We start from the raw sequence: 21,396 nt of genomic DNA on the forward strand, positions 1-21,396 counted from the left end.
TTCCCCCTTTGCCAAATATGCGGCAAATATACTAAACATCAAATGTCATATTATCAATTAGTCGAACATTTGTAAACCTTATTGCAACGGCAATTAAAACCAGTCCCGAAATTGATGTTACCGTTTTCAGATCAGGAAACGAGTAGATCTCAATGTAATCTATTTCGGCTGATGTATGTTCCATGATATGGGTTTCCATTCTCTTCTGTATTTCTAAGGGATTTTCTTCTCCCCCTTGAATTAAACGTCCTGCAAGCTTTAACGACTGAGAAATGGCTACTGCCTCTTTTCGCTCACTCTCTGTTAGATAAACATTTCTCGAGCTTTTTGCTAGTCCATCCACTTCTCTAACGGTTTCAACTGGGACTAACTCAATTGGAAAGTTGAATTCTGTTATTAAAGAAGAAACAATTGCCACTTGCTGTGCATCTTTCATACCAAAAAATGCGTAAGTTGGTTGAACGATATTAAACAGCTTTATTAACACAGTTGCTACTCCATCAAAATGACCTGGACGTTTACTACCACACAGTATGTTTACCTTATCCTGAACGGTAACTTTAAAGGTATGTTTACTCTTATACATTTCATCAACCGTAGGATAAAACAAAAGGTCAACATTAGCCTCTGAGGCTAGCTTCTCGTCTCGCTCTATATCACGCGGATAACGATCAAAATCTTCATTTGGTCCAAACTGAAGCGGATTAACAAAAATGCTCATCACCACTAGATCAGCTTTCTCACGAGCTTTTTCCACAAGGGTCAAATGACCTTCATGTAAAAAGCCCATTGTTGGAACAAAACCAATAGTTTTTCCATCTGATTTTAGTTGCTGAATTCTTTTCTGCATCTCTTGAATACTTGTAATAATTTCCACTAACTTTTTCCCCCATATAAATTAACTAGTTCTTCTTCCTTCATTTTGAAGGAATGTTGTTCTGAAGGGAATTCCATTGTTTTAACTTCTGCAATATACTGAGCAATACTTTGTTTAATATCTTCATTACTATTTAAGTAGGTTTTAACAAATTTAGGTACTCTTGTCACACCTAGTTTGATCAAATCATGAAAGACAAGAACTTGTCCGTCGGTCTGATTACCGGCTCCAATTCCAATTGTAGGAATTTTTATATTTAAAGAAATATGTTCAGCAACCTGTTTGGGCACACATTCTAATACAACTGCAAAAGCCCCTGCTTCCTCACACTTCTTTGCATCATCTAAGAGACGTGCTGCACTTTCAGCATCCTTACCCTGAACAGAATATCCACCTAATACTCCAACAGATTGAGGCTGAAGGCCTAAATGTGCCATTACAGGAATTCCTGCGTTTGTTAGTAGTCGAATCAGCTCAACAACATCTCCTGCTCCTTCTAGCTTCAGTGCATGAGCTCCCGATTCCTGAAATATTCTCTTTGCATTTTTTAATGTATCTTCCTTCGAGATATGATAGGACATAAATGGCATATCCGTCACGATAAAGGTATCCTGTGCTCCACGCTTCACTGCTTTAGTATGATGAATCATATCCTCTACAGTAACAGGAATTGTACTTTCATAACCTAATACCACCATCCCCAAAGAATCTCCAACAAGAATTAAGTCAATTCCCGCTTCTTCAGCTAGTTTACCTGTTGGGTAATCATAGGCAGTTAGCATAGCAATTTTCTTTTGTTCTAGCTTCATCTTCATAAAATCTCTTGTTTGTTTCATTCATTTTCCTCCTTTTATAGAGGTAATGAATAAACCGATCGAGAATAAATGGATTCGTGATGTTTAGCCACAGATGGCATCAATTATCCTTCTAAAAGCAAAAAAATCCTTCATTTAGAAAGAAGGATAATAAACATAGCACTTTTCGGTTTCATTCATCCCTCTGTCCTAGTCGCAATGGATCAAGGCAGATTAAGTTTTGGGTAACTATAGTAAACGATAACGATAGGTGTAGTTCCTATATTTGGATACTACCCGAGTTCATTATAACAGCGAATTCTTATTTAGGCTATTGTTTAACCTGTATTTTTCCTACTTTATCTCTATATCGGCTGAGTGTACATGGTGGATTACACGATTTGCGTCCTCAATGATTAATACACCCTCATCTGTTATACCTTTTGCAAAACCATGGATTTTCCCAGTTAAAGTACTAGCTACTATTTCTTTTCCGATACTAATGGCGTAAGCTTCCCATAAAAGTTTGATGGGATAAAATCCGGTTTTTAAATAGCTCTCATACAGTTTCTCAAGTTTCTCCAGGATTGTCTGAATTAACTCTGACCGATTGATTTCCTTGCCAGACTGAATACGAAGTGAAGTGGCTTTATCTTTAATATCATCTGGGAAGTCATCTTCCGTTTGGTTTACGTTGATACCAACTCCGATAATAATTGAATTAATCCGGTCCGATTCCGCTTGTAATTCAGTTAGGATCCCAACAGCCTTTTTTCGATCAAAAAGAATATCATTTGGCCATTTAATCTCAGGCTCCAAATTGGTTACCTCTTGAATAGCTTGTGCAATACTAACTGCAGCTAACAAAGTTAGTTGTGGGCTTTGAGGTAACGGAATGGCTGGTCTTAAAATGATACTCATCCATATTCCTGTATATTTAGGTGAATGCCACGAACGGTCTAATCGACCTCTTCCTGCTACCTGTTCCTCAGCAACAACAATTGTACCTTCATTTGCCCCATCATAGGCAAGCTTGTGAGCAATCTTTTGTGTTGATGTTACCGTCTCTTCATAATGGATGTTGCGACCGAGGAATTTTGTCTTTAATCCTAGCTGAATCTCATTAGAAGTAATTTTTTCAGGTTTGGTAGTAATCCGGTAGCCCTTTCTTCTGATGGCTTCTAATTCATAGCCCTCTTTACGAAGATCTTCAATATGCTTCCAGACTGCTGTCCTTGAGCACCCTAACACCTCGCTTAACTGTTGACCTGAGACAAACTCACCATTTGCATGGGTAAATACTTCTAGTAGCTTCTCCCTTAATGCTGATTGCACGTAATGAGCCACTCCTTTATAGATTCTTTTTTATTAACGAGACTTCCTTTTAAAATTTCATGCTCAAGCCTCGATATTGTTTCACTTAACCATGGCCCGGGTGATTTACCTAAAATGTTTACGATATCATGACCATTTACAACGAGGTCTGATTTACTATAAATAGGTAATTGATCATATAAATCAAGTCGATTTATATCCAAAACTTTTTGTTTACCATAAAATAATTTATGGAGTTTCTCTGTAGAAAAAGTAAGCTCTCGACCTAGCTTGTACATCACAAAGTTTGTCCATCCGGTTCGTTCAATTTCAGCGAGTGCATGGACGATTTTTTCGGCTTCCTTTACTACTTTGGTAGGAAGCTTCCAGCTTTTTAAAAATGCTTCCACATCATGAACCTTAAGTATTTTACAAACTACACTCCATTTTTCCGTTCTTGACTCTAGTTGCGTATAATCTAGAGATGGCCATCTTTGAAGTACTTGGGTATAAGAAGCTAAGCTTTCTATACTGCCTGATAATCCTGTTTTCCCCAATAAATGAATAGCAGACTCACAAGAAGCCCCCGATATCATTTTTTCAAGCTCCATACTGATACGTTCTATTGATATATGTTTTAACAGACTTGCATTCTCCTTAATTGCTAAGAGGGTTTTTTCCTCAACTTTAAAAGAAAGCTGACTATGAAACCGAAGTGCACGTAGCATTCGTAACGCATCTTCTTTGAATCGCTCGTCAGCAACCCCAACAGTTTGTATCTGTTTTTCTTTGATAGCAGTCTGTCCATGGAAAGGATCAAACAATTCTCCATGCCTATTCATTGCAATTGCATTCATTGTAAAATCTCGACGCTGGAGATCTTCCGTTAAAGAGTCTATAAATTGAACACTGGAGGGACGTCTGAAGTCTGTGTAATTTTCATCTTTTCGAAATGTTGTAACCTCATAAGGAGTTTCATCATTTAACACAACCACCGTCCCATGCTCAATACCTACAGGAACCGTTTTGGGAAATATCTTCATCACCTGATCTGGAAGTGCTGACGTGGAAATATCTACATCACCAATTGGGCGGCCCATAATTGAATCTCTAATGGCGCCCCCCACAATATATGCTTGATATCCTTCTCTTTCTAATTTGGAGATTAGTTCGATCGGTTTTAAAAAAACATCCTTCAACACAACCACATCCACTAGTTTCTTAAAGTATGATAATATATTTCTTCATATTGCTGAACGATTTTACTTGAACTAAAAGCCTCACGTACTCGTCTCATCGCAACTTCAGCCATTTTTTCATGAAGGGTAGAATCTATTAAAAGTGAGATTGCTTTATCACTAACCATATCAACATCTCCCAGATCACTTAAGAACCCATTTTCTCCATCTATAATGACCTCTGGAATACCGCCAATTTTTGTCCCAATACAGGGGACTCCACATGCCATGGCTTCTAATAAAACTAACCCAAAGCTTTCCTTTTCTGAGAGCAATAGCTTGAGATCGCTCATAGAATATAAGTCTTCAAGCTTATCTTGTTTTCCTAGAAAGAGAACTTGGTCCTGCAAACCCTTCTCTTTTACTAATCGATTGACCACCGTTAGTTCTGGCCCATCTCCTACCAAGAGTAACTTTGATGGAATATGTTTTTGAATTTTTTCAAATGCCCTAATCACGTCTGGTACCCTTTTCACTGCCCTAAAATTAGAAGTATGTATAATAACTTTTTCATGGGGTGATATGCCGTATGCACTTTTCAATGATGAGGCATCTTTGCGACGATAAATCCGCTCATCAACAAAATTATAGATAGCTGTAATATGTTTATCTGGCTCTAGCATTTCATATGTTTGCGCGATTAATGACTCAGATACTGCAGTAACGGCATCTGATTGTTCTATTCCAAACCTAATTAAATCACTCATCGATGGATCATATCCTAAGACAGTTACATCTGTTCCATGTAGTGTAGTAACAATTTTGACATCTCGTTTTGCCATTTGCTTGGCTAGTACAGCACAGACAGCGTGTGGGACTGCGTAATGTACGTGAAGTAAGTCTAGTTCCTCCCTATCTATAACTTCTGCCATCTTACTAGCTAGAGCTAAATCATAGGGCGGATATTGAAACACTGAATAATGATTAACCTGAACTTCGTGATAATATATATTACAATACACCTTGTTTAGTCGAAATGGTAGACTAGACGAAATAAAATGAATTTCATGTCCTTTTTCTGCTAATAGTTTCCCCAGCTCTGTTGCAATAACACCAGATCCTCCAACTGTTGGATAACAAGTAATCCCTATTTTTAACTTCATTACTTCTCCCCTAACAAACCATCTCCCATAAGGATTGGTTTCTTACTTATAAAGCCTTCTGCATACCCTACCCCTACTTCTTGACCAAACAACCTCTCTCTACTCACTACTGTCTCTATATAGCCATTAACTAATGGTGTATCTACACTATCAGACTTTTTAACAAATTGACTTGCATAGGCTTTAAGACTTTCTATTTTTATATCCATTGTATTCGTTATATCAATCATAAATGTAGGTGTATGGTACCCATTAATAAAATAATAAAATAAGTTCGTGCTTTTATGAGCTGGCAAACCATCTTCAACTTCATAATTTTTAATTCCTGCTGAGAATATAGCCTCTTCTACAAGGGAAGCACATCGCCCATGATCCGGATGTCGATCAACTTCATAAGGTACAAATATAGTGGTAGGACGATACTTTCGAATAATATAGGCAATCTTTCTAATATACTCCTGTGATGGAAAGAGACCACGATCAGGTAGCTGAAGATTATCTCTAGACATTATACCTAATAATTCACCTGCTCGTTTTGCCTCTTCATAGCGTAATGTAACTGTTCCATTTGATGATAGTTCTGCTTCAGTAAGATCACAAATGCCTATTTTGAAGCCTATTTTAGTATATTTAGCGATGGTGCCACCCATTCCAATTTCCACATCATCTGCATGAGCTCCAAATGCTAAAATATCCAGTTTATTATTTCTCATTATGATTGGTCATGAACGATTTTCCTCCAGGTAAAATCGCCCCTTTCTAATCCATGAATTAAGATTTCAGCTGTACCCATATTAGTCGCAAGTGGAATGTTGTAGACGTCACATAGTCTAACAAGAGCCGTTATATCTGGCTCATGTGACTGTGCAGTTAAAGGGTCTCTAAAAAAGAAGACCGCATCCATCTCATTTTTAGCTATAAGAGACCCGATTTCCTGATCTCCACCTAGAGGACCTGATTTAAATCTAGTAATGGTTAAACCAGTCGCTTCCATTATTTTTAATCCAGTCGTTCCAGTCGCAAAAAGCTCATGTTTCTCGAATATCCCTCTATAGGCGATTGAAAAGTCAACAAGGTCCTGTTTCTTCTTATCATGAGCGATTAAAGCAATCTTCATAAATTCCCCTCTATTCCATTATGTTTTCTAATCCATATACTAATAAGTCAATTTTCATGACTGTATCAATTGCTAATTTAACACCTGACATAAATGATGCTCTATTATAAGAGTCATGACGGATTGTTAACGTTTGTCCATCTCCACCAAACAATACCTCTTGATGAGCAATTAAACCAGGTAATCTTACACTATGTAGTCTGATTCCCTCAAAATCTGCTCCTCTTGCCCCTATGATATGTTCCTTTTCATCAGGATGACCTTGTTTCTTTTGCTCTCTTACTTCAGCAATCATTTCCGCTGTTTTAATCCCCGTTCCACTAGGCGCATCTAACTTCTGATTGTGATGTAATTCGATAATTTCCACATCTTGAAAATACTTCGCAGCCATCTGTGAGAATTTCATCATTAACACAGCACCTATCGCAAAGTTGGGAGCTATAATGGCACCCAATTGTTTTTGTTGTGCAAGCCCTTGAAGTTCATCCAAATCCTGGGCCGTAAACCCAGTCGTTCCAACAACAGGTCGAATTCCATAATCTAGAGCAATCCTTGTGTGTCTTCTACCAATCTCTGGTGTTGTTAAATCTAAAAGTACATCAGGTTGTACTTCCTGAAAGCAAGCTTCAATGTCTTCAAAGATTGGTGCCTCTAAAGGAGGTAATCCTTCAATATCTGAAATAAGCTTTCCACCATTTACTCGATCAACAGCACCAACTAATGTAAAGTGTTCGGTATTATGTATTAGTTCTAATGCTTCTTTCCCCATTCTTCCACGAGGTCCTGCAATGACGATTTTGATTTGTTCCATGTATGCTACAACTCCTATAATTCTTTTTTAGTCCAACGATCCTTATCACGTGTATTAAACTTCTCCATTACGAGATTATGTGATTCTTCTAAATCAATATGTAATGAGTTAGCAAGACAAGTCAATACAAATAGCATATCTCCAATTTCTTGCTCCATTGATTTTTCTTCTTCTGAAGATTTTTTAGGTTTCTCTCCATAATAATGATTTACTTCACGAGCTAACTCACCCAGTTCTTCTGTTAAGCGGGCAATCATTGCTAAAGGGCTAAAATAGCCTTCTTTAAACTGTCCTATATAGTCATCCACTTCTTTTTGTATCTCTTGTAATGTTTTACTCATACGTTCACCTCATAATTTTCTTCTTCCATGTTAGCTAAAACCATGCGTTTTGACAAATATTAAAATCTGAAAGATATAATTGCCCTTCTTTACAGCTTAGTCTATAATTTGTAACGAATTGGAAAAATTGATATTGGAGGCTTTTCATGTTTGGACAAATTAAAATAATTAACATATTCTTTATACTTCTTGGTGCTGCCATTTTTTCTTTTGGCCTAGTAAATTTTAATATGTACTATCATTTAGCTGAAGGTGGATTTACTGGAATCACATTACTTCTTTATTTTCTATTTGATTTCAACCCAGCTATTTCTAATATTATCCTAAATATACCTCTATTCTTCATTGGATGGAAAATTTTAGGGCGGACTTCTTTTATTTATACACTAATTGGAACATTTAGTGTGTCAGGATACTTATGGATCTTTCAGAAGTACCCTGTTAGCTTTCAGCTTGAAAACGATATGACATTAGTAGCCTTATTTGCTGGTGTTTTTCTCGGTGTAGGTTTGGGTATCATCTTCCGCTTCGGTGGTACAACCGGAGGAGTAGATATCATTGCTCGTCTTTCTTATAAATATATTGGATGGAGCATGGGAAAAACGATGTTTCTGTTCGACTTATGTATTATTGCCCTCTCCGTAATTACTTATCTTTCCTATCGACAAGGAATGTATACACTTGTAGCCGTCTTTATTGGAGCAAAGGTGATTGACTTTATGCAAGAAGGTGCCTACTCCGCTAAAGGCGCTACCATTATATCACAGAAAAATAATGAAATAGCCGAAAAAATCCTAAAAGATATGGAACGAGGCGTTACCATCCTTAGAGGGCAAGGGTCATTTACACGACAAGATACAGAAGTATTGTATTGTGTAGTAGGCAGAAATGAAATCGTCAAGCTTAAAAATATTATCAACTTTGTAGATCCACATGCCTTCGTCGCCGTATCTGACGTTCGCGACGTAATGGGCGAAGGCTTTACATTAGACGAAAACAAAAAACCATTAAGGGAATAAGAAAAGCTCTAGCACCCCTAGTAATGAAGACAGGCTAAAACCGCAACGTCCTGTTGCAACGCCTGTCTGACCTACATCCTGTAGGCCTCCGACAAGCAAAGGTTCCTACGTGAAAAAAAGGGTGCTCTTTCCCTTTTATTCGCGTAGGGTTATTTGACCTCGAGGGGCTGGGTGCTAGAGCTAGACATAATATAAAACCTCTAGCACCCCCTAGTATGAAGACAGGCTAAGAACGCAACGTCCTGTTGCAACGCCTGTCTGACCTGCTTCCTGCAGGCCTCCGACAAGCAAATGTTCCTACGTGTACGTGAAAAAATGGTGGCCACACACAAAAAATCCTACTTGATTTTTAATCAAGTAGGATTTCCTTTATTATTAATCTTCGCTTTGCATACCTGTGTAGATTAAAACTAAACGTACTAGTTCTAAAACTGCAACTAGGGCAGCAGCCACATAAGTTAATGCAGCAGCGTTTAATACTTTACGAGTTTCACGTTCTTCATCATTACGAATAATTCCTGCTGATACAATTTCATTCATTGCGCGATTTGATGCATCAAACTCAACTGGTAACGTAACAATCTGGAATACAACTGCAGCAGCCATGAAAACAATACCTAGTAACACTAGACCACTCATACTTGCAAAGAAACCAACTAGGATTAAAATCCAAGAGAAGTTAGATCCAATATTAGCTACAGGTACTAATGCGTGACGGAAGCGTAAAAATGCATAATCTTGTGCATCCTGCATTGCGTGACCAACTTCATGGGCAGCTACTGCTGCACCTGCAATGGAGTTTCCATGATAGTTATTTGTAGATAATCGAACTGTCTTTGAACGCGGATCATAGTGATCAGATAATGTACCAGGAGTTTCTTCAATACCTACATTATACAGCCCATTATCATCTAATATTTTTCTTGCTACTTGAGCACCTGTCATACCAGAAGACGCTGCTACTTTAGAATATTTTTTGTAAGCACTTTTTACTTTCATTTGAGCCCAAAGTGGAATAATAATAATTAAAGCGAAGTAAATGATAAATCCCATTGTTTCATCCTCCATACAACTTTATACTACTCTAATTGTAAGCAAGACTAAAGGTAGTGTCAATCATTTAACCTTTTTCTAGATGCTTGCTTTTCTTTATCACCTTTATATTTTCTCCAGGCAACGTAGGATAATGTAACAATTATAATACTTCCTGTTGAGATCATGACCCAGATTAATGATGGATCTGCATCATCCTCTTTCATTTGCTTAAACATACGTATTAACTCTTCTTCCATTACTTGCATATGTTCCATTCTTGAATCGTGTAACAACAACTCATCTCTCGACTCATCCATATAGGTAACATAGGCATTAATCTTTTCAGATTGCTGAGTATCAAGGTCAAGTCTTACACTTGGATAAATAATATCATACTTACCTAGAAAGGAATTGAGCTCATGTTGAAAGACTTGGGAGTCCCCAGAATTTACCGCTTCCTTTAACGTATGGAAGGTAGCCATTACAGAGGTTTCCATTTCAGTCCAGAGCGGTTGATGTTCTGATTTAACAGCATCCACTACAAGCCGAAATTTTGTAACAGCCTTTATACACTCTTCATGTGATAAAGATTCAGATGTTAGAGCAAGTTCTGCCTCCTCATATGACGCAGTAATAACTCTAATTTCATCCATTGTAAAAGAATTTTCATGTATGATCACTTTCGAAAATTGATCTGAGAAATATGAAAGTAGTTTTTGTGCATCATCATATTTCTGATGCTTAACTAGTTGAAGGGCTTGATCAGTAATAATATCAAGCTTTTCCCAATTATCTGTATGATCTGCTAGTCCATTTGAAGGTGTCATAAAAACGAGAACTGCTATAAATATAACTATCCATCTACTCATACTTGTCCCTCCCCTTACTACTAATAAATTGTATGAAGAGGTGGACAAGAGTAGACCATTATAATGTTAATTGTGTTCTATTTTTTCGGACACAAAGTATGTAAGTAATGAAAAGGGAGAATATACTCAACCAAAATGTAAAATAACCAATATAGGCTATGTACTCTTCAAGTCTATATCTAGGGTACATAAAAAATACATAGTCAATGATATCATTATGAAGAGTCCAAACAGCCGCAAGCATTAAATGCCAAAGCTTAATCTTATAGTATGGTGAGTATAGCAATCCTTGAATGGCCATTGCCGCATGAGAAAAGATAAGCATATAGCCTTGCCACGATAAATCTCCATGAACCAATAGCACTAAAATGTTCATTACAACAGCCCATACACCATATTTAAATAGTGTCACAATGGCTAGTGCCTCAAAAATGGGCCAATTCGTTTTTAGTAAAAAAGCAATGAGAACAAATACAAAGAATAGGCTTGCAGTTGGACTATCTGGAACAAATATTAGGAAAATCGATGGGGTATCAGCAAGCTGCCATCCGTACCATTCATAACCATATATCGTACCTGCCACATTTACGATCAGTAAAGACCATAGCACCCACCGCTGGGCAAGAAACATTTGAAACATTCTTAACAAGGTACACCCTCCTCCATTCTGTATAATATAAAGGCTTAAAATCGTAAAGCATTCTAGTAAAAAAAGCTGACGATATCGTCAGCTTTTAATCTTTTATTATTATTCTTCACCAAGTGTAGAGACAAATTCAGCTAGAATTTGAAGCTCTTCATCAGTACCCTTGAAGATTCCAGCAGGCATGTTACCTTGACCGTTAACAGCGATGTCAGCAATCTCTTCAGCTGTTAAACCAGTACCAATTAATGATACCCCAGATGAAGTTCCAGCTAAGTTGTTACCATGACAGGATAAACATGTGTTGGCTTCTAAAATCGCATAACCTTCTGCCTCTGTATCGATTGGTACCTCTTCAACGATTTTACCCATCTCTTTTTTAGCTTCCCAGTCAGTTTGAACGACTGATTCCCATGTAAGGAAGATTGTAGCCGCCACACCAAGTAACATCATACCGACTGCAATCGGACGCTTAGAAGGACGACGCTCAGGTCCACGATCTAAGAATGGTGCTAGCATTAAAGCTCCAAATGCTAAACCTGGCATAATCATTGCACCGATTACTGTATAAGGTCCTGCAGCAAACTCATATTTTAGAAGTTGGTATAAGAATAAGAAATACCAGTCAGGTAAAGGAATATAACCTGTATCTGTCGGATCAGCCATACGTTCTAATGGGGGTTGATGAGCGACAGTTAAACAGAGAAATCCAATTAGGAAGACAGAACCTACTAACCATTCTTTTAATAGGAAGTTTGGCCAGAAGGCTTCTGTTTTTCCTGGGTATTCAGAGTAATCTTTTGGGATATTCGGTTTCCTTTCAGCAGGAACACGAGAATCTCCAACAAATTTCATACCTTTTCCACGATGCATTCATTTCCCCTCCTTTTGTAGGTGGAAAAAATCCCGGAAAATTCTTGTGAGCGATTCATATTTTTCCGTGAACTTTTTTCAAACTCTCATTAATTGTAAATTAAATCTTATAGTGGTCCTGAAATACCTTGCTTACGAATCATTACAAAGTGAGCTCCCATTAATCCAAGTAAAGCACCAGGAAGGAAGAATACATGAATTGCAAAGAAACGAGTTAATGTTTGAGCACCTACAATTTCTGGGTGACCAGCAAGCAATGTTTTCACTGCACCACCGATAAACGGAGTAGCAGCAGCAATCTCTAATCCTACTTTTGTAGCAAATAATGCTTTCATATCCCAAGGTAGAAGATAACCAGTAAATCCAAGTCCTAACATAACAAAGAAAATTAGTACTCCTACTACCCAGTTCAATTCACGTGGCTTTTTATATGCTCCTTGGAAGAATACACGAAGCGTATGTAGGAACATCATTACAATGACCAAACTAGCTCCCCAGTGATGCATTCCACGAACAATTTGACCAAAAGCTACTTCATTTTGTAAATAATACACAGATTCCCATGCATTCTTAATATCTGGAACATAATACATAGTTAAGAACATTCCAGATAGAATTTGAATAACTGTTACGAAGAAGGTTAGTCCCCCAAAACAGTAAACAAATGCTGAGAAATGGTGGGCAGGGTTAACGTGTTCTGGAACCTCATGGTCCGCAATATCACGCCACATAGGCGTAATATCTAAACGTTCATCTACCCAATCATAAATTTTGTTTAACATCTATTACGCCCCCCCTTTTGGTTTTGCTTTACCTAAGTATAATTTTCCGTCTTTTACTTCATGTTGGTAAACATCTAGTGGTGCTAGAGGTGGAGTTCCCGGAACGTTTGTCCCGTCTTTTTCATATAGTCCATAATGACATGGACAGAAGAACATATTCTCATTTGCTGGATCAGAATTCCAGTTTACAACACAACCTAGATGCTTACACACAGGTGATAACGCAATAATACTATCGCCTTCTTTATATACCCATGCTGACTTTGGTTCTTCAGACTTATACCAAGCATCAACTTGGTCAATTTTAAAGTCGATACGCTGAGGTTCAGTTGTTATATCCGCAACATCTGCAACAGGAACTAAATCCTGTTCAGTTGCAGGACGTAAAACCGGATCTAAAGCAAAACGAACCATTGGCATAAGCATTCCTGCTGCCATAAATCCACCAACACCAGTAAGGGTATAGTTTAAGAATTGACGTCTCGAAACCCGATGCTTTTTCTCACTCATCATTTTCCCCCCTCTATACGAAGCTAAGTCCGTTCGGACATACTTTTAACACTTATAAAACTAGGACATACTCATGATATATCAATATTGATATCAGGTCAATAATATCCTTTTCATTTACTAAATCTAATATGTATAATCTTGTTAATTTCTCCAAGCAGATAATAATAATGGGACAATTTGTTGGATCTGGTCTGTCATAATTTGTTGCTTTACTTTTGAATCAACATGTTCTAGTGGAACTGCCGATAGCCAGATTAAGGAGTTCCCTAGTTCCCCCTCATATCCCTTCCAATCTGAATCACTTGTTAAGTAAATAACATGTTTAAACTCATTGCTAGTAAAGTGTTCTTTCCATTCAATTAACCTAGTGTATTTCTGCTCAACTTGCTCCCCTTTTAGATACGTAAAAGGTGGAGTTAAGAATGCTCTTCCCTTAAATTGTCTCTCTAATTCAGTTGTTAGAATGGAGATAAATTCACCATTGAGCACGATATTCTTCATCTGTTGTCCAACAGCAATTGGGATAAGGGGAATAATTACTGTATCTACATATTCCTTTGATTGTGTGTACAAATCAACGTCTGTCGTTGTCCATTTCATTCGAATACCTCCTCTTTAGAAGTCTTGATTATAATTAAACCATACTCTCTACTTTTTTTCATCATCTCCACAAGTAGATCCTTACTAAATTAGAAAGATAGATGAAATTTGTTCACAAAAATTTCCAAACTTATTATTGAATGCCCTTCATAGAATGAAGTGTTAAGCAGAAAATCTGTAAAAGAAAGTCACAGGAGAATATTGTTAATCTTCTTTACAAATCCATTTTCGTGTAATCAATTCATTTGTTCCTGCTAGAAAACACCATGGTTTTTTAACACAAAAGAAAACACCTAGCGAAAGCTAAGGTGTTAATCAGTGGTACAAATGTATTCGTTTCTATTTTTCATGTTGCTTGAGGTCGACATAACAGAGAGAAGCATTAGTAAAAAGGTCACCTAAGTATTAATTACAAGTTAATTTAGACTGTTTAATAATTTGGTAAGTCTTAAGAACTCATGTTGGTCTTGCTTATCAAGAGCTTCATCGATTAAAACAAGTAGTTTCTCTCTTTGAAAAGTAAAGATGGACTCATCCAGAAATTTTTCGGCTAGCTTTTTATCTTTGTCACTAATACCTAGATGCTTTGGCATAAAGGGGTTGTCTTCAAGGACAAGGACATAATGGGAAGAGTGGAAGGATTCACGGAAGTTTAACTGGATGTATATATCTTCCTCACGATTTAGCCGGATATCGTGAAAGGATTTTTCCGCATCAGTTGTCATTACATTCTCTTTATAAAACCTAAACGGAGCATCATCGACGCAATGTGTTGACATGATAATGCCTTTTGGACAATACTGAGCCTGCTCAACAAAGTGAACCTTTCTCATTAATTGATCATGACTCATTAAGTAATTTAAAATCCAAACACATTCTCTTCTTTTCAGCTGATAATTATTTAAGAACCAGCGAATAAATTCTTTTTTTTCATTTACAGATACAGGGGTTGCCATTGTTGTCCCTCCTCTGTTCTTAATGAGTTATAGTGGGTTTTCATATTACATAAAATTCAACGCTTGTTTCTCTTTTTCCTTCTTCATTACGATTCATTTTCTAACTGTAAAACTAGTTCTTCAATATCGATTCTAGCCTGGTCTATGCTGAGTAAATGTTTAAATTGTACTAATGCTTCCTGTCTTAAACCTTCCTCTAGAAGAAAGCGACCATATTCTTCCAAGAAATCTGGTTGATCTTTAAAAAAAGTATATGCAGCACGGTAGTGTTTTAATGCATCCGAATATTCTTCTAGTTCTTTCTTAGCTATCGCAATGTCCCAAATCATTTGTGGATCTTCATCTCCACTTTCTATAGCAGCTTCAACGATTGGTACAACTTTTTCAAAGTCACCCTCGTTTATATAAATTCTTGTTAAAAGAAATGCGGCTTCGATGGATTCATGATCTAGCTCTCTCGCTTTCACTAGCAATATTTTGGCTTGTTCATAATTCCCAAGCTTCATAGCCAGCTTACCACCGAACACATACAGTTCTTTATTATACTCATCCACCTTTATACCCTCTTGAATCGCTTCTTGAGCCTCAGTGATAAGTTCTTCTGCTTCATAAGCTTTTGCAAGCACAAGGTACAGAGGACTATAGGTAGGGTCCATATCTTTAAGCTCTAAGAGCTTATTAATAGCTGTCTTATAGTTTTCTACCTGATAAGCTGAACAGGCATATCCAAACAAGCTATCAATTTCAACCTTATCTGCTAGCCCTTTTTCATAATGAGTAAAAGCTTCTTCAAAGAGTCCAGTAGAGGCATAGCTTTCTGCTAATCGTAAGTGAACACTAATGTCACCCACATGATTTTCCACCTTTACTACCTCTTCGTAATAAGGAATACTTTGTTTATAATTTCCTCTACCTGAATAAAATTCTCCTAAAGCAAATTGTAAAATGGAATTATTAGGCAATAATTGCTTAGCTTTTAAGAGCTTCTGTTCTGCCACTTCATCTAACCCCTGCATTTGATATAAGTCTGCAAGTAGTAAAAGTACTCGAGGATATTCTTCTTCCTCTTCATCCACTTGTCCTAAAAGAATAATCGCTTGTTCCTCTTCATCTAGGTCAATATGTACCTCAGCAAGCATTAGTATTAATTCAGTTTCAGTTGGATATATTTCAAGTAAAGAGTTTAATAGGTCCTTTGCTTCCCGTAAGAAACCGAGTTGATAATAGACCTCCGCAACACTATATTTTTCATCATCTGTTGCTCGTGGTAGTAACTTTGATAGTTCGTCTAGGCCTTTTTCTACTTCGCCGTATTCTACTAGTTCTAAAGCTGCTTGTATTGTTTTCATAGTGCTCCCTCTATTTCAAAGATTATCATTTAGTATGTAAGTCCAAAGGTTTTAGAAGTTTATACAACTTCGGCCATTTTCATTCTAAAAGCTAGAAGAATAATAGCCAGGCACCTTAATTTGGACCCGCTCTCCGTAACCAGGGTTAATAAAGAATTGTTCATTAACTTTAATATTACGTCCTTTATGAACCGTAATAATTGGTTTATTCATATCATAGTTAACTTCTTCTTGATTCGCAAATTCCCTGCTTTTTGGAGCATATAAATTATAATCAACATCCCCACCTATCCGAATCTCTCCTTTTAAAGGGGAAATTCCGATTTTCCTCAGCACATTGAGAGGTAACGGCTCCCCTGTCGAAGGACACTCTGGAACTGTCGGAATTCTCTCTTCTTTCATAATTGCTTTCCAGGTTTCAGTCTGTTTTCGTAGTCTTCCTCTAGAAGGTTCATCCTTCCAAATCGGCACGATAGAGAGGTAGTAGGGGTAGAGGGCATCCCTTATCCATCCCCAGGCTATGCTATACATATCCTGTTCTTCTAATTCTACAAAAATAACTGGTATTTTTAATCTTTTACACTGTCTAACAAAACTTGGCGTTAACGCTCTACTTGGGATTCTTACCCCAATGCAATAATCGATAGGGCTATTAATCATTATATGTGTGATTGTCTTGATTGCCTTTTTCAGTTGTGCTTCGTAATTAACCGTTACACTAACTAATAGAGTTGTGCAGCCATAACTAATCAAGTCTTTTATATACTCTTTTTGAGATGAGAAGGTAGAGATATTTTCAATATTAAAGTCTAGCATGACATGACCAGGAGTTAATAAATATGGAGAAGCATCCATTTTTAATAGTTTTACATTATTCATATGCGGTCTAATATACTCAATCTTATTTTCCTTAATAGAGAAGGAGCACTGAATGATTTCTTGTTCTTTCTTAACATTCGCTCGGTCGATTACATAAGGCATGATTAACATCCTCCTATAGCAAGTCCATAACAACACCCTTATGACAAGCTATGACTTTCAGGAGGAAAGTATGAGTAAAACTAATCTGTTAAGTTGTTAAGTTGAAAACTCATCAAGCGGGACTGCTTAACAAGCAGGATATCCTGAAACAAGTTGATCTTCGTTTCAGAACACTCGCTTTCCGCACTTGCACAGGATGTGCTGACTTCTGCGTTGCTCACAGGACGTGAGCGCCTTTAGCAGAAGTTCCTTTTGCCTCCTCGTCACTTACGCTCCTGCTGGGTCTCCCCTAACCGCTTCTCCCGCAGGAGTCTCTCGTTCTTCCACTACGATCACTGCTTGAAAATCAACACAGTTGTATAACAGAACAATTAAAATGTATCGCTGTTTGTGTGTGCCAATTAAATAAAAAAGACTGCCAACATTTAGTCAACAGTCCCTTTACAATTATTTACTTAATGATTCTATATGCTCAAAAAAGCTTGGGTATGAGACGGCAATTGCTTCAGTATCCTCAATTTGAAGCTCGCCTTCTGAGACAAAGGAAGCAATGGCTAGCATCATCCCAATACGATGGTCACCATGGCTACTTACTTCTGCTCCGTGGAGCTTGGATTTACCATATATAATCATACCATCATCGGTAGCCTCAATTTTTGCACCTAGCTTTGTTAGTTCATTTACAACCGTATCAATACGGTTTGTTTCTTTCACCTTCAGCTCACTAGCATCCTTTATGATGGTTGTACCTTCCGCTTGTGTTGCTAATAGAGCGATAATCGGAATCTCATCAATTAAACGAGGAATTAGCTCTCCACCTACTTCAATGCCATGTAGCTCGGAAGTTTGAATGTATAAATCTGCAAAAGGTTCAAAATTTTCTTCTCGTTCATTTTCGATTCTAATTGTCGCACCCATTTGTTGTAAAACATCAATGATTCCCGTTCTTGTTGGATTGATGCCGACATTTTTCAAGACAATCTCACTGTCCGGAACAATGGCTCCTGCTACAAGGAAGAATGCAGCTGATGAGATATCACCTGGCACATAGATTGAAGTGCTAGTAAGCTCCTGCCCACCCTTAACCGTTACTGAAGTCCCCTTTACCTCAATAGAAACACCAAACGCTTGTAGCATTCTTTCGGTATGATCTCTTGATTGATGAGGTTCTGTTACGGTTGTTGATCGATTACCATTTAAACCGGCAAGTAAAATGGATGATTTAACCTGAGCACTAGCTACAGGAGATTGGTAAGTGATTCCTTTTAAATTGCCACCTCTAATCGATAAAGGTGTAAACTGTCCATCTTCTCTTCCATCGATCTTTGCTCCCATATCACGAAGCGGGTTAGTTACTCTTTTCATTGGTCGCTTTGCGATGGATGAATCTCCTATCATGCAAGAATGAAAAGGAATACCAGCTAATATCCCCAGTAAAAGTCGAGTAGTTGTTCCTGAGTTACCCACATCTAATATTTCTTTTGGTTCCACAAGTCCTTTAAACCCGTTTCCCCAAACCGTCACTTGCTCCCCGTTTCGCTGTATTTCTACACCCATTTTCTCAAAGCAAGAAATGGTGCTCAGGCAATCCTCTCCTGGTAGAAAATGTTCAACTGTTGTGGTTCCATTTGCTATAGAGCCTAACATAACGGCACGATGTGAAATGGACTTATCGCCTGGAACATGTATTTCCCCTTGTAAACGTGTTTGGTAGAAGTTTACTTTTTTCATATTTCTTACTCCTTACTGAATGACATACGTCTCATATTTATTAGACTCTAGGCACCTCTTCGCTCGTAAGCGATCATCCTCCGTTTGAAAACTAAGACGGAGAACTCCATAGATATCTTCTCTAGCTTCAATAATCCTAATGTTTGTAATACTAATTTTATTTTCTGCTAAAATAGCTGTTACTTCAGAGATGACACCCGGATAATCAGGAACATCAACAAATAAATCGTAGAATGCAGGGATTGCTCCCTTGGTTTTGCTAGGAAGTCCATCTCGATAAGACTTGGCTGTCTCAAAGTATTTATAAATTTGGTCAGAATCAACTTGATCAATCATCGTTCTGACCGTATCCATTTCATTCATCCATTGATCAAACTGCTTTAATAAAGGCACCCGGTTATGAATGAGAATATCTCTCCACATAGTAGGACTTGAGGAAGCAATTCTAGTTATATCTCTAAAACCACCTGCTGCTAATCGACTTATATCATGACTTTCATTCTGATAAGATGCGACATTATGCACGAGACTTGCCGCTATGATATGTGGAAAATGACTTATTAATCCTGCAATATGATCATGTTCTTCAGGAGTCATTTCAATAAAGTTAGCCTTGGTTCCAGATAGTAAGTCTTTTAAAGCCTGGATGGCATGAGTTGGTGTTTTGGGAGTAGGTGTTAAAATATAAAAAGCATTTTCAAAAAGATGTGCTTTAGATGATTCAACTCCTGTTTTATGGGAACCTGCCATCGGATGGCCACCTATAAAATAGACCTCCTCATGACAAACAATCTCACTTTTCATCATGATCTGCTGTTTTGTACTGCCTACATCTGTAATAATGGTTCCCTTTTTTAAGGGTAATTGTGCAATAGTGGCTAATATCTGCTCGGTTTGTTTAACAGGCGTGGAAATAATGATAAAATCAGCCTTTTCCACTTCAGCTGAAAGTTCCAACCCGATTTCATCGATTACAAGAAGAGCTTGTGCTAGCTTTAAGCGTTCCCCATGAATATCATGACCAACAATCGTTACATCTTTTTCTCTTTTTATCGCTAGTCCAATGGAGCCACCAATCAGTCCAAGTCCTATTATTAAAATACGTTTCTTCATATAATCACCTTTTTTGGCTCTGTAAAAACGGAAATGTTGATTTCTGATACAGGATATTTAAATCTTTCTCAACCCTTATTCTAAGGATTTAACAAAGGAAACAAACCCTTACACCACTCTATCAACATTGCATAAAGATTAGTATTAACACAGCCTGAATTATTGATTTATTGTGAGAAAGAAATAAATATGTACTTTTCTACCTTTGCAAAAAGGTAGGTTTGCACCTACCTTTTTTTGCTACTTATTTATTTTGAAGCATTTCTGTTAATGTTGCGATGATTCCGTTATTTTCTTCTTGTGTTCCTACGGTTACACGAATACTTGTTGGAAAACCAAGAGCATTACCTGAACGGACAATATAGCCACGCTCTAATAAATATTGAAAGACTTCGTTCCCCTGTAATGGATTAAAGTCTATTAAGATAAAGTTTCCTTGTGAAGGATAATAGGCTAGATTATGCTCCTTACAAAATTCTTCAAATTGCTGAAGTCCTTTGCGATTTTTTGTTCTGCACTGTTCAACGAAATCTGTATCATGTACCGAAGCAATGGCTGCTGCATGCGAGATTCTAGAAGTATTAAAAGGTTCTCTAGTAGGTTCGATTTGTCTTATAAAGTCTGCATTTCCAACCCCATAACCTATTCTCAAACTAGCAAGTCCATAAATCTTAGAAAAAGTACGAAGAATCATGACATTTGAGTATTGTTGTAATAGAGGAACTGTTTCTAGGAAATCATCTGCTTCAACATACTCATAATAGGCTTCGTCTAAAACAATCAAGGTCGTCTTCGGAACACGTTCCATAAAGGACAATAGATCGTCTTTTTTAATATAAGTACCTGTAGGGTTATTCGGACTACATACCCATACTATTCTTGTATTTTCGTCAATCTGCTTTAGCATACCCTCTAAATCGTGGTTACCATCTATTAATTCAACCTCGCGAACTTCCGATCCTTCAACAATCGCATTATGCTTATATTGTGGGAAAGTCGGCGTCGCCATTACTGTATTTGTTTCAGGTGAAAGTAAAGCTCGGCAAAGAATCAAGATAATTTCATCTGACCCGTTTCCGAAAATCAATTGACTACCATCTACATGTAAGTAATTAGCAATTGTTTCTCGTAATGCAGTAGCATAACCATCTGGATAAATCGCTAGTTCATCAACTGCTTTTTTAATTGCCTCTTTCGCTGCAGGAGAACTTCCAAAAGGGTTTTCATTTGATGCTAGCTTTATAATTTTGTCTAAGCCAAACTCTTTTTTTACTTCTTCAATTGGTTTTCCTGGTTGATACGGTTTTAGGGAAATAAGTTGCTTTTTTACTTCCATT

Annotated in this window: 23 protein-coding genes; 1 reads left to right on the plus strand and 22 read right to left on the minus strand. The window is 37.4% G+C overall.

What is annotated here, in order from left to right:
- Positions 1-31 precede the first annotated feature (31 nt).
- The 9 genes from panC to G4D63_RS05615 all read right to left on the minus strand — a co-directional run bounded on the left by panC (position 32) and on the right by G4D63_RS05615 (position 7,595).
- Positions 32-877 carry a pantoate--beta-alanine ligase gene (panC, locus tag G4D63_RS05575; protein ID WP_163178599.1) on the minus strand — a complete coding sequence of 282 codons (846 nt, stop codon included), beginning with the start codon at positions 875-877 and terminating at the stop codon, positions 32-34.
- Positions 877-1,713, minus strand: coding sequence for a 3-methyl-2-oxobutanoate hydroxymethyltransferase (gene panB / locus G4D63_RS05580; RefSeq protein WP_163178601.1), 837 nt, complete (start codon positions 1,711-1,713; stop codon positions 877-879). Before panB ends, panC begins: the two co-directional genes overlap by 1 nt.
- A gap of 312 nt (positions 1,714-2,025) precedes the next feature.
- Positions 2,026-3,018 (minus strand): biotin--[acetyl-CoA-carboxylase] ligase, encoded by a 993-nt coding sequence (locus tag G4D63_RS05585; protein WP_163178604.1) that lies wholly within the window; start codon positions 3,016-3,018, stop codon positions 2,026-2,028.
- Complete coding sequence (locus G4D63_RS05590) at positions 2,991-4,184, minus strand: CCA tRNA nucleotidyltransferase (RefSeq protein WP_163178606.1); 1,194 nt, start codon at positions 4,182-4,184, stop codon at positions 2,991-2,993. The genes G4D63_RS05585 and G4D63_RS05590 overlap by 28 nt, the downstream gene beginning before the upstream one ends.
- 14 nt (positions 4,185-4,198) lie before the next feature.
- Positions 4,199-5,326 (minus strand): N-acetyl-alpha-D-glucosaminyl L-malate synthase BshA, encoded by a 1,128-nt coding sequence (gene bshA / locus G4D63_RS05595; RefSeq protein WP_163178608.1) that lies wholly within the window; start codon positions 5,324-5,326, stop codon positions 4,199-4,201.
- Positions 5,326-6,039, minus strand: a complete 714-nt coding sequence (gene bshB1 / locus G4D63_RS05600) for a bacillithiol biosynthesis deacetylase BshB1 (protein ID WP_163178610.1) — start codon at positions 6,037-6,039, stop codon at positions 5,326-5,328. The genes bshA and bshB1 overlap by 1 nt, the downstream gene beginning before the upstream one ends.
- The gene (mgsA, locus tag G4D63_RS05605) at positions 6,039-6,443 is read right to left on the minus strand and encodes a methylglyoxal synthase (RefSeq protein ID WP_163178612.1); all 405 of its coding nucleotides are present in this window, start codon (positions 6,441-6,443) and stop codon (positions 6,039-6,041) included. Before mgsA ends, bshB1 begins: the two co-directional genes overlap by 1 nt.
- A gap of 10 nt (positions 6,444-6,453) precedes the next feature.
- The gene (gene dapB, locus G4D63_RS05610; RefSeq protein ID WP_163178614.1) at positions 6,454-7,254 is read right to left on the minus strand and encodes a 4-hydroxy-tetrahydrodipicolinate reductase; all 801 of its coding nucleotides are present in this window, start codon (positions 7,252-7,254) and stop codon (positions 6,454-6,456) included.
- Positions 7,255-7,268: 14 nt separating this feature from the next.
- A complete protein-coding gene (locus G4D63_RS05615) occupies positions 7,269-7,595 on the minus strand; it encodes a nucleotide pyrophosphohydrolase (RefSeq protein ID WP_163178617.1) in 327 nt (108 codons plus the stop codon).
- A gap of 146 nt (positions 7,596-7,741) precedes the next feature.
- Here G4D63_RS05615 and G4D63_RS05620 point away from each other — a divergent pair, with 146 nt between their 5' ends.
- Positions 7,742-8,614 carry a YitT family protein gene (locus G4D63_RS05620; RefSeq protein WP_163178619.1) on the plus strand — a complete coding sequence of 291 codons (873 nt, stop codon included), beginning with the start codon at positions 7,742-7,744 and terminating at the stop codon, positions 8,612-8,614.
- A gap of 375 nt (positions 8,615-8,989) precedes the next feature.
- Here G4D63_RS05620 and G4D63_RS05625 read toward each other — a convergent pair whose 3' ends face one another.
- From G4D63_RS05625 to hisC, 13 genes are all read right to left on the minus strand, one after another.
- On the minus strand, positions 8,990-9,667 hold the full coding sequence (locus tag G4D63_RS05625) for a zinc metallopeptidase (protein ID WP_163178621.1): 678 nt from the start codon (positions 9,665-9,667) through the stop codon (positions 8,990-8,992).
- 59 nt (positions 9,668-9,726) lie between these two features.
- A complete protein-coding gene (gene ypjB / locus G4D63_RS05630; RefSeq protein WP_163178623.1) occupies positions 9,727-10,518 on the minus strand; it encodes a sporulation protein YpjB in 792 nt (263 codons plus the stop codon).
- 58 nt (positions 10,519-10,576) lie between these two features.
- Positions 10,577-11,158, minus strand: a complete 582-nt coding sequence (gene lhaT / locus G4D63_RS05635) for a lipoprotein heptaprenylglyceryl N-acetyltransferase LhaT (RefSeq protein ID WP_163179443.1) — start codon at positions 11,156-11,158, stop codon at positions 10,577-10,579.
- A 108-nt stretch (positions 11,159-11,266) separates the two neighbouring features.
- On the minus strand, positions 11,267-12,034 hold the full coding sequence (locus G4D63_RS05640) for a menaquinol-cytochrome c reductase cytochrome b/c subunit (protein WP_163178625.1): 768 nt from the start codon (positions 12,032-12,034) through the stop codon (positions 11,267-11,269).
- A 107-nt stretch (positions 12,035-12,141) separates the two neighbouring features.
- Positions 12,142-12,816 carry a menaquinol-cytochrome c reductase cytochrome b subunit gene (gene qcrB / locus G4D63_RS05645; RefSeq protein ID WP_163178627.1) on the minus strand — a complete coding sequence of 225 codons (675 nt, stop codon included), beginning with the start codon at positions 12,814-12,816 and terminating at the stop codon, positions 12,142-12,144.
- Between the two features lie 3 nt (positions 12,817-12,819).
- Positions 12,820-13,326, minus strand: a complete 507-nt coding sequence (locus G4D63_RS05650; protein ID WP_163178630.1) for a Rieske (2Fe-2S) protein — start codon at positions 13,324-13,326, stop codon at positions 12,820-12,822.
- A 144-nt stretch (positions 13,327-13,470) separates the two neighbouring features.
- Entirely contained in the window at positions 13,471-13,929 is a 459-nt protein-coding gene (locus G4D63_RS05655) for a YpiF family protein (protein WP_163178632.1), read from the minus strand.
- A gap of 416 nt (positions 13,930-14,345) precedes the next feature.
- Complete coding sequence (locus G4D63_RS05660) at positions 14,346-14,885, minus strand: ReoY family proteolytic degradation factor (protein WP_163178634.1); 540 nt, start codon at positions 14,883-14,885, stop codon at positions 14,346-14,348.
- Positions 14,886-14,971: 86 nt separating this feature from the next.
- Positions 14,972-16,234 (minus strand): tetratricopeptide repeat protein, encoded by a 1,263-nt coding sequence (locus G4D63_RS05665; protein ID WP_163178636.1) that lies wholly within the window; start codon positions 16,232-16,234, stop codon positions 14,972-14,974.
- Positions 16,235-16,318: 84 nt separating this feature from the next.
- Positions 16,319-17,215: a hypothetical protein gene (locus tag G4D63_RS05670; RefSeq protein WP_163178638.1), complete on the minus strand. Its 897-nt coding sequence runs from the start codon at positions 17,213-17,215 to the stop codon at positions 16,319-16,321.
- A gap of 447 nt (positions 17,216-17,662) precedes the next feature.
- Positions 17,663-18,946: a 3-phosphoshikimate 1-carboxyvinyltransferase gene (gene aroA / locus G4D63_RS21725; RefSeq protein WP_204559057.1), complete on the minus strand. Its 1,284-nt coding sequence runs from the start codon at positions 18,944-18,946 to the stop codon at positions 17,663-17,665.
- A 12-nt stretch (positions 18,947-18,958) separates the two neighbouring features.
- A complete protein-coding gene (locus tag G4D63_RS21730) occupies positions 18,959-20,059 on the minus strand; it encodes a prephenate dehydrogenase (protein WP_204559055.1) in 1,101 nt (366 codons plus the stop codon).
- A gap of 244 nt (positions 20,060-20,303) precedes the next feature.
- A complete protein-coding gene (gene hisC, locus G4D63_RS05680; protein ID WP_163178640.1) occupies positions 20,304-21,395 on the minus strand; it encodes a histidinol-phosphate transaminase in 1,092 nt (363 codons plus the stop codon).
- Position 21,396 lies beyond the last annotated feature (1 nt).

This window comes from Bacillus mesophilus, assembly GCF_011008845.1.
GTDB lineage: Bacteria > Bacillota > Bacilli > Bacillales > SA4 > Bacillus_BS > Bacillus_BS mesophilus.

What these genes read in the sequence shown, in the direction of transcription:
- panB (WP_163178601.1), bottom strand. Translation starts at nt 1,713, where the DNA reads ATGAAACAAACAAGAGATTTTATGAAGATGAAGCTAGAACAAAAGAAA.
- G4D63_RS05615 (WP_163178617.1), bottom strand. Translation starts at nt 7,595, where the DNA reads ATGAGTAAAACATTACAAGAGATACAAAAAGAAGTGGATGACTATATA.
- qcrB (WP_163178627.1), bottom strand. Translation starts at nt 12,816, where the DNA reads ATGTTAAACAAAATTTATGATTGGGTAGATGAACGTTTAGATATTACG.
- G4D63_RS05660 (WP_163178634.1), bottom strand. Translation starts at nt 14,885, where the DNA reads ATGGCAACCCCTGTATCTGTAAATGAAAAAAAAGAATTTATTCGCTGG.
- G4D63_RS05640 (WP_163178625.1), bottom strand. Translation starts at nt 12,034, where the DNA reads ATGCATCGTGGAAAAGGTATGAAATTTGTTGGAGATTCTCGTGTTCCT.
- hisC (WP_163178640.1), bottom strand. Translation starts at nt 21,395, where the DNA reads ATGGAAGTAAAAAAGCAACTTATTTCCCTAAAACCGTATCAACCAGGA.
- bshB1 (WP_163178610.1), bottom strand. Translation starts at nt 6,039, where the DNA reads ATGAGAAATAATAAACTGGATATTTTAGCATTTGGAGCTCATGCAGAT.
- G4D63_RS05650 (WP_163178630.1), bottom strand. Translation starts at nt 13,326, where the DNA reads ATGAGTGAGAAAAAGCATCGGGTTTCGAGACGTCAATTCTTAAACTAT.
- lhaT (WP_163179443.1), bottom strand. Translation starts at nt 11,158, where the DNA reads ATGTTTCAAATGTTTCTTGCCCAGCGGTGGGTGCTATGGTCTTTACTG.
- G4D63_RS05655 (WP_163178632.1), bottom strand. Translation starts at nt 13,929, where the DNA reads ATGAAATGGACAACGACAGACGTTGATTTGTACACACAATCAAAGGAA.
- G4D63_RS05625 (WP_163178621.1), bottom strand. Translation starts at nt 9,667, where the DNA reads ATGGGATTTATCATTTACTTCGCTTTAATTATTATTATTCCACTTTGG.
- G4D63_RS05620 (WP_163178619.1), top strand. Translation starts at nt 7,742, where the DNA reads ATGTTTGGACAAATTAAAATAATTAACATATTCTTTATACTTCTTGGT.
- G4D63_RS21730 (WP_204559055.1), bottom strand. Translation starts at nt 20,059, where the DNA reads ATGAAGAAACGTATTTTAATAATAGGACTTGGACTGATTGGTGGCTCC.
- ypjB (WP_163178623.1), bottom strand. Translation starts at nt 10,518, where the DNA reads ATGAGTAGATGGATAGTTATATTTATAGCAGTTCTCGTTTTTATGACA.
- dapB (WP_163178614.1), bottom strand. Translation starts at nt 7,254, where the DNA reads ATGGAACAAATCAAAATCGTCATTGCAGGACCTCGTGGAAGAATGGGG.
- G4D63_RS05670 (WP_163178638.1), bottom strand. Translation starts at nt 17,215, where the DNA reads ATGCCTTATGTAATCGACCGAGCGAATGTTAAGAAAGAACAAGAAATC.
- mgsA (WP_163178612.1), bottom strand. Translation starts at nt 6,443, where the DNA reads ATGAAGATTGCTTTAATCGCTCATGATAAGAAGAAACAGGACCTTGTT.
- bshA (WP_163178608.1), bottom strand. Translation starts at nt 5,326, where the DNA reads ATGAAGTTAAAAATAGGGATTACTTGTTATCCAACAGTTGGAGGATCT.
- G4D63_RS05665 (WP_163178636.1), bottom strand. Translation starts at nt 16,234, where the DNA reads ATGAAAACAATACAAGCAGCTTTAGAACTAGTAGAATACGGCGAAGTA.
- aroA (WP_204559057.1), bottom strand. Translation starts at nt 18,946, where the DNA reads ATGAAAAAAGTAAACTTCTACCAAACACGTTTACAAGGGGAAATACAT.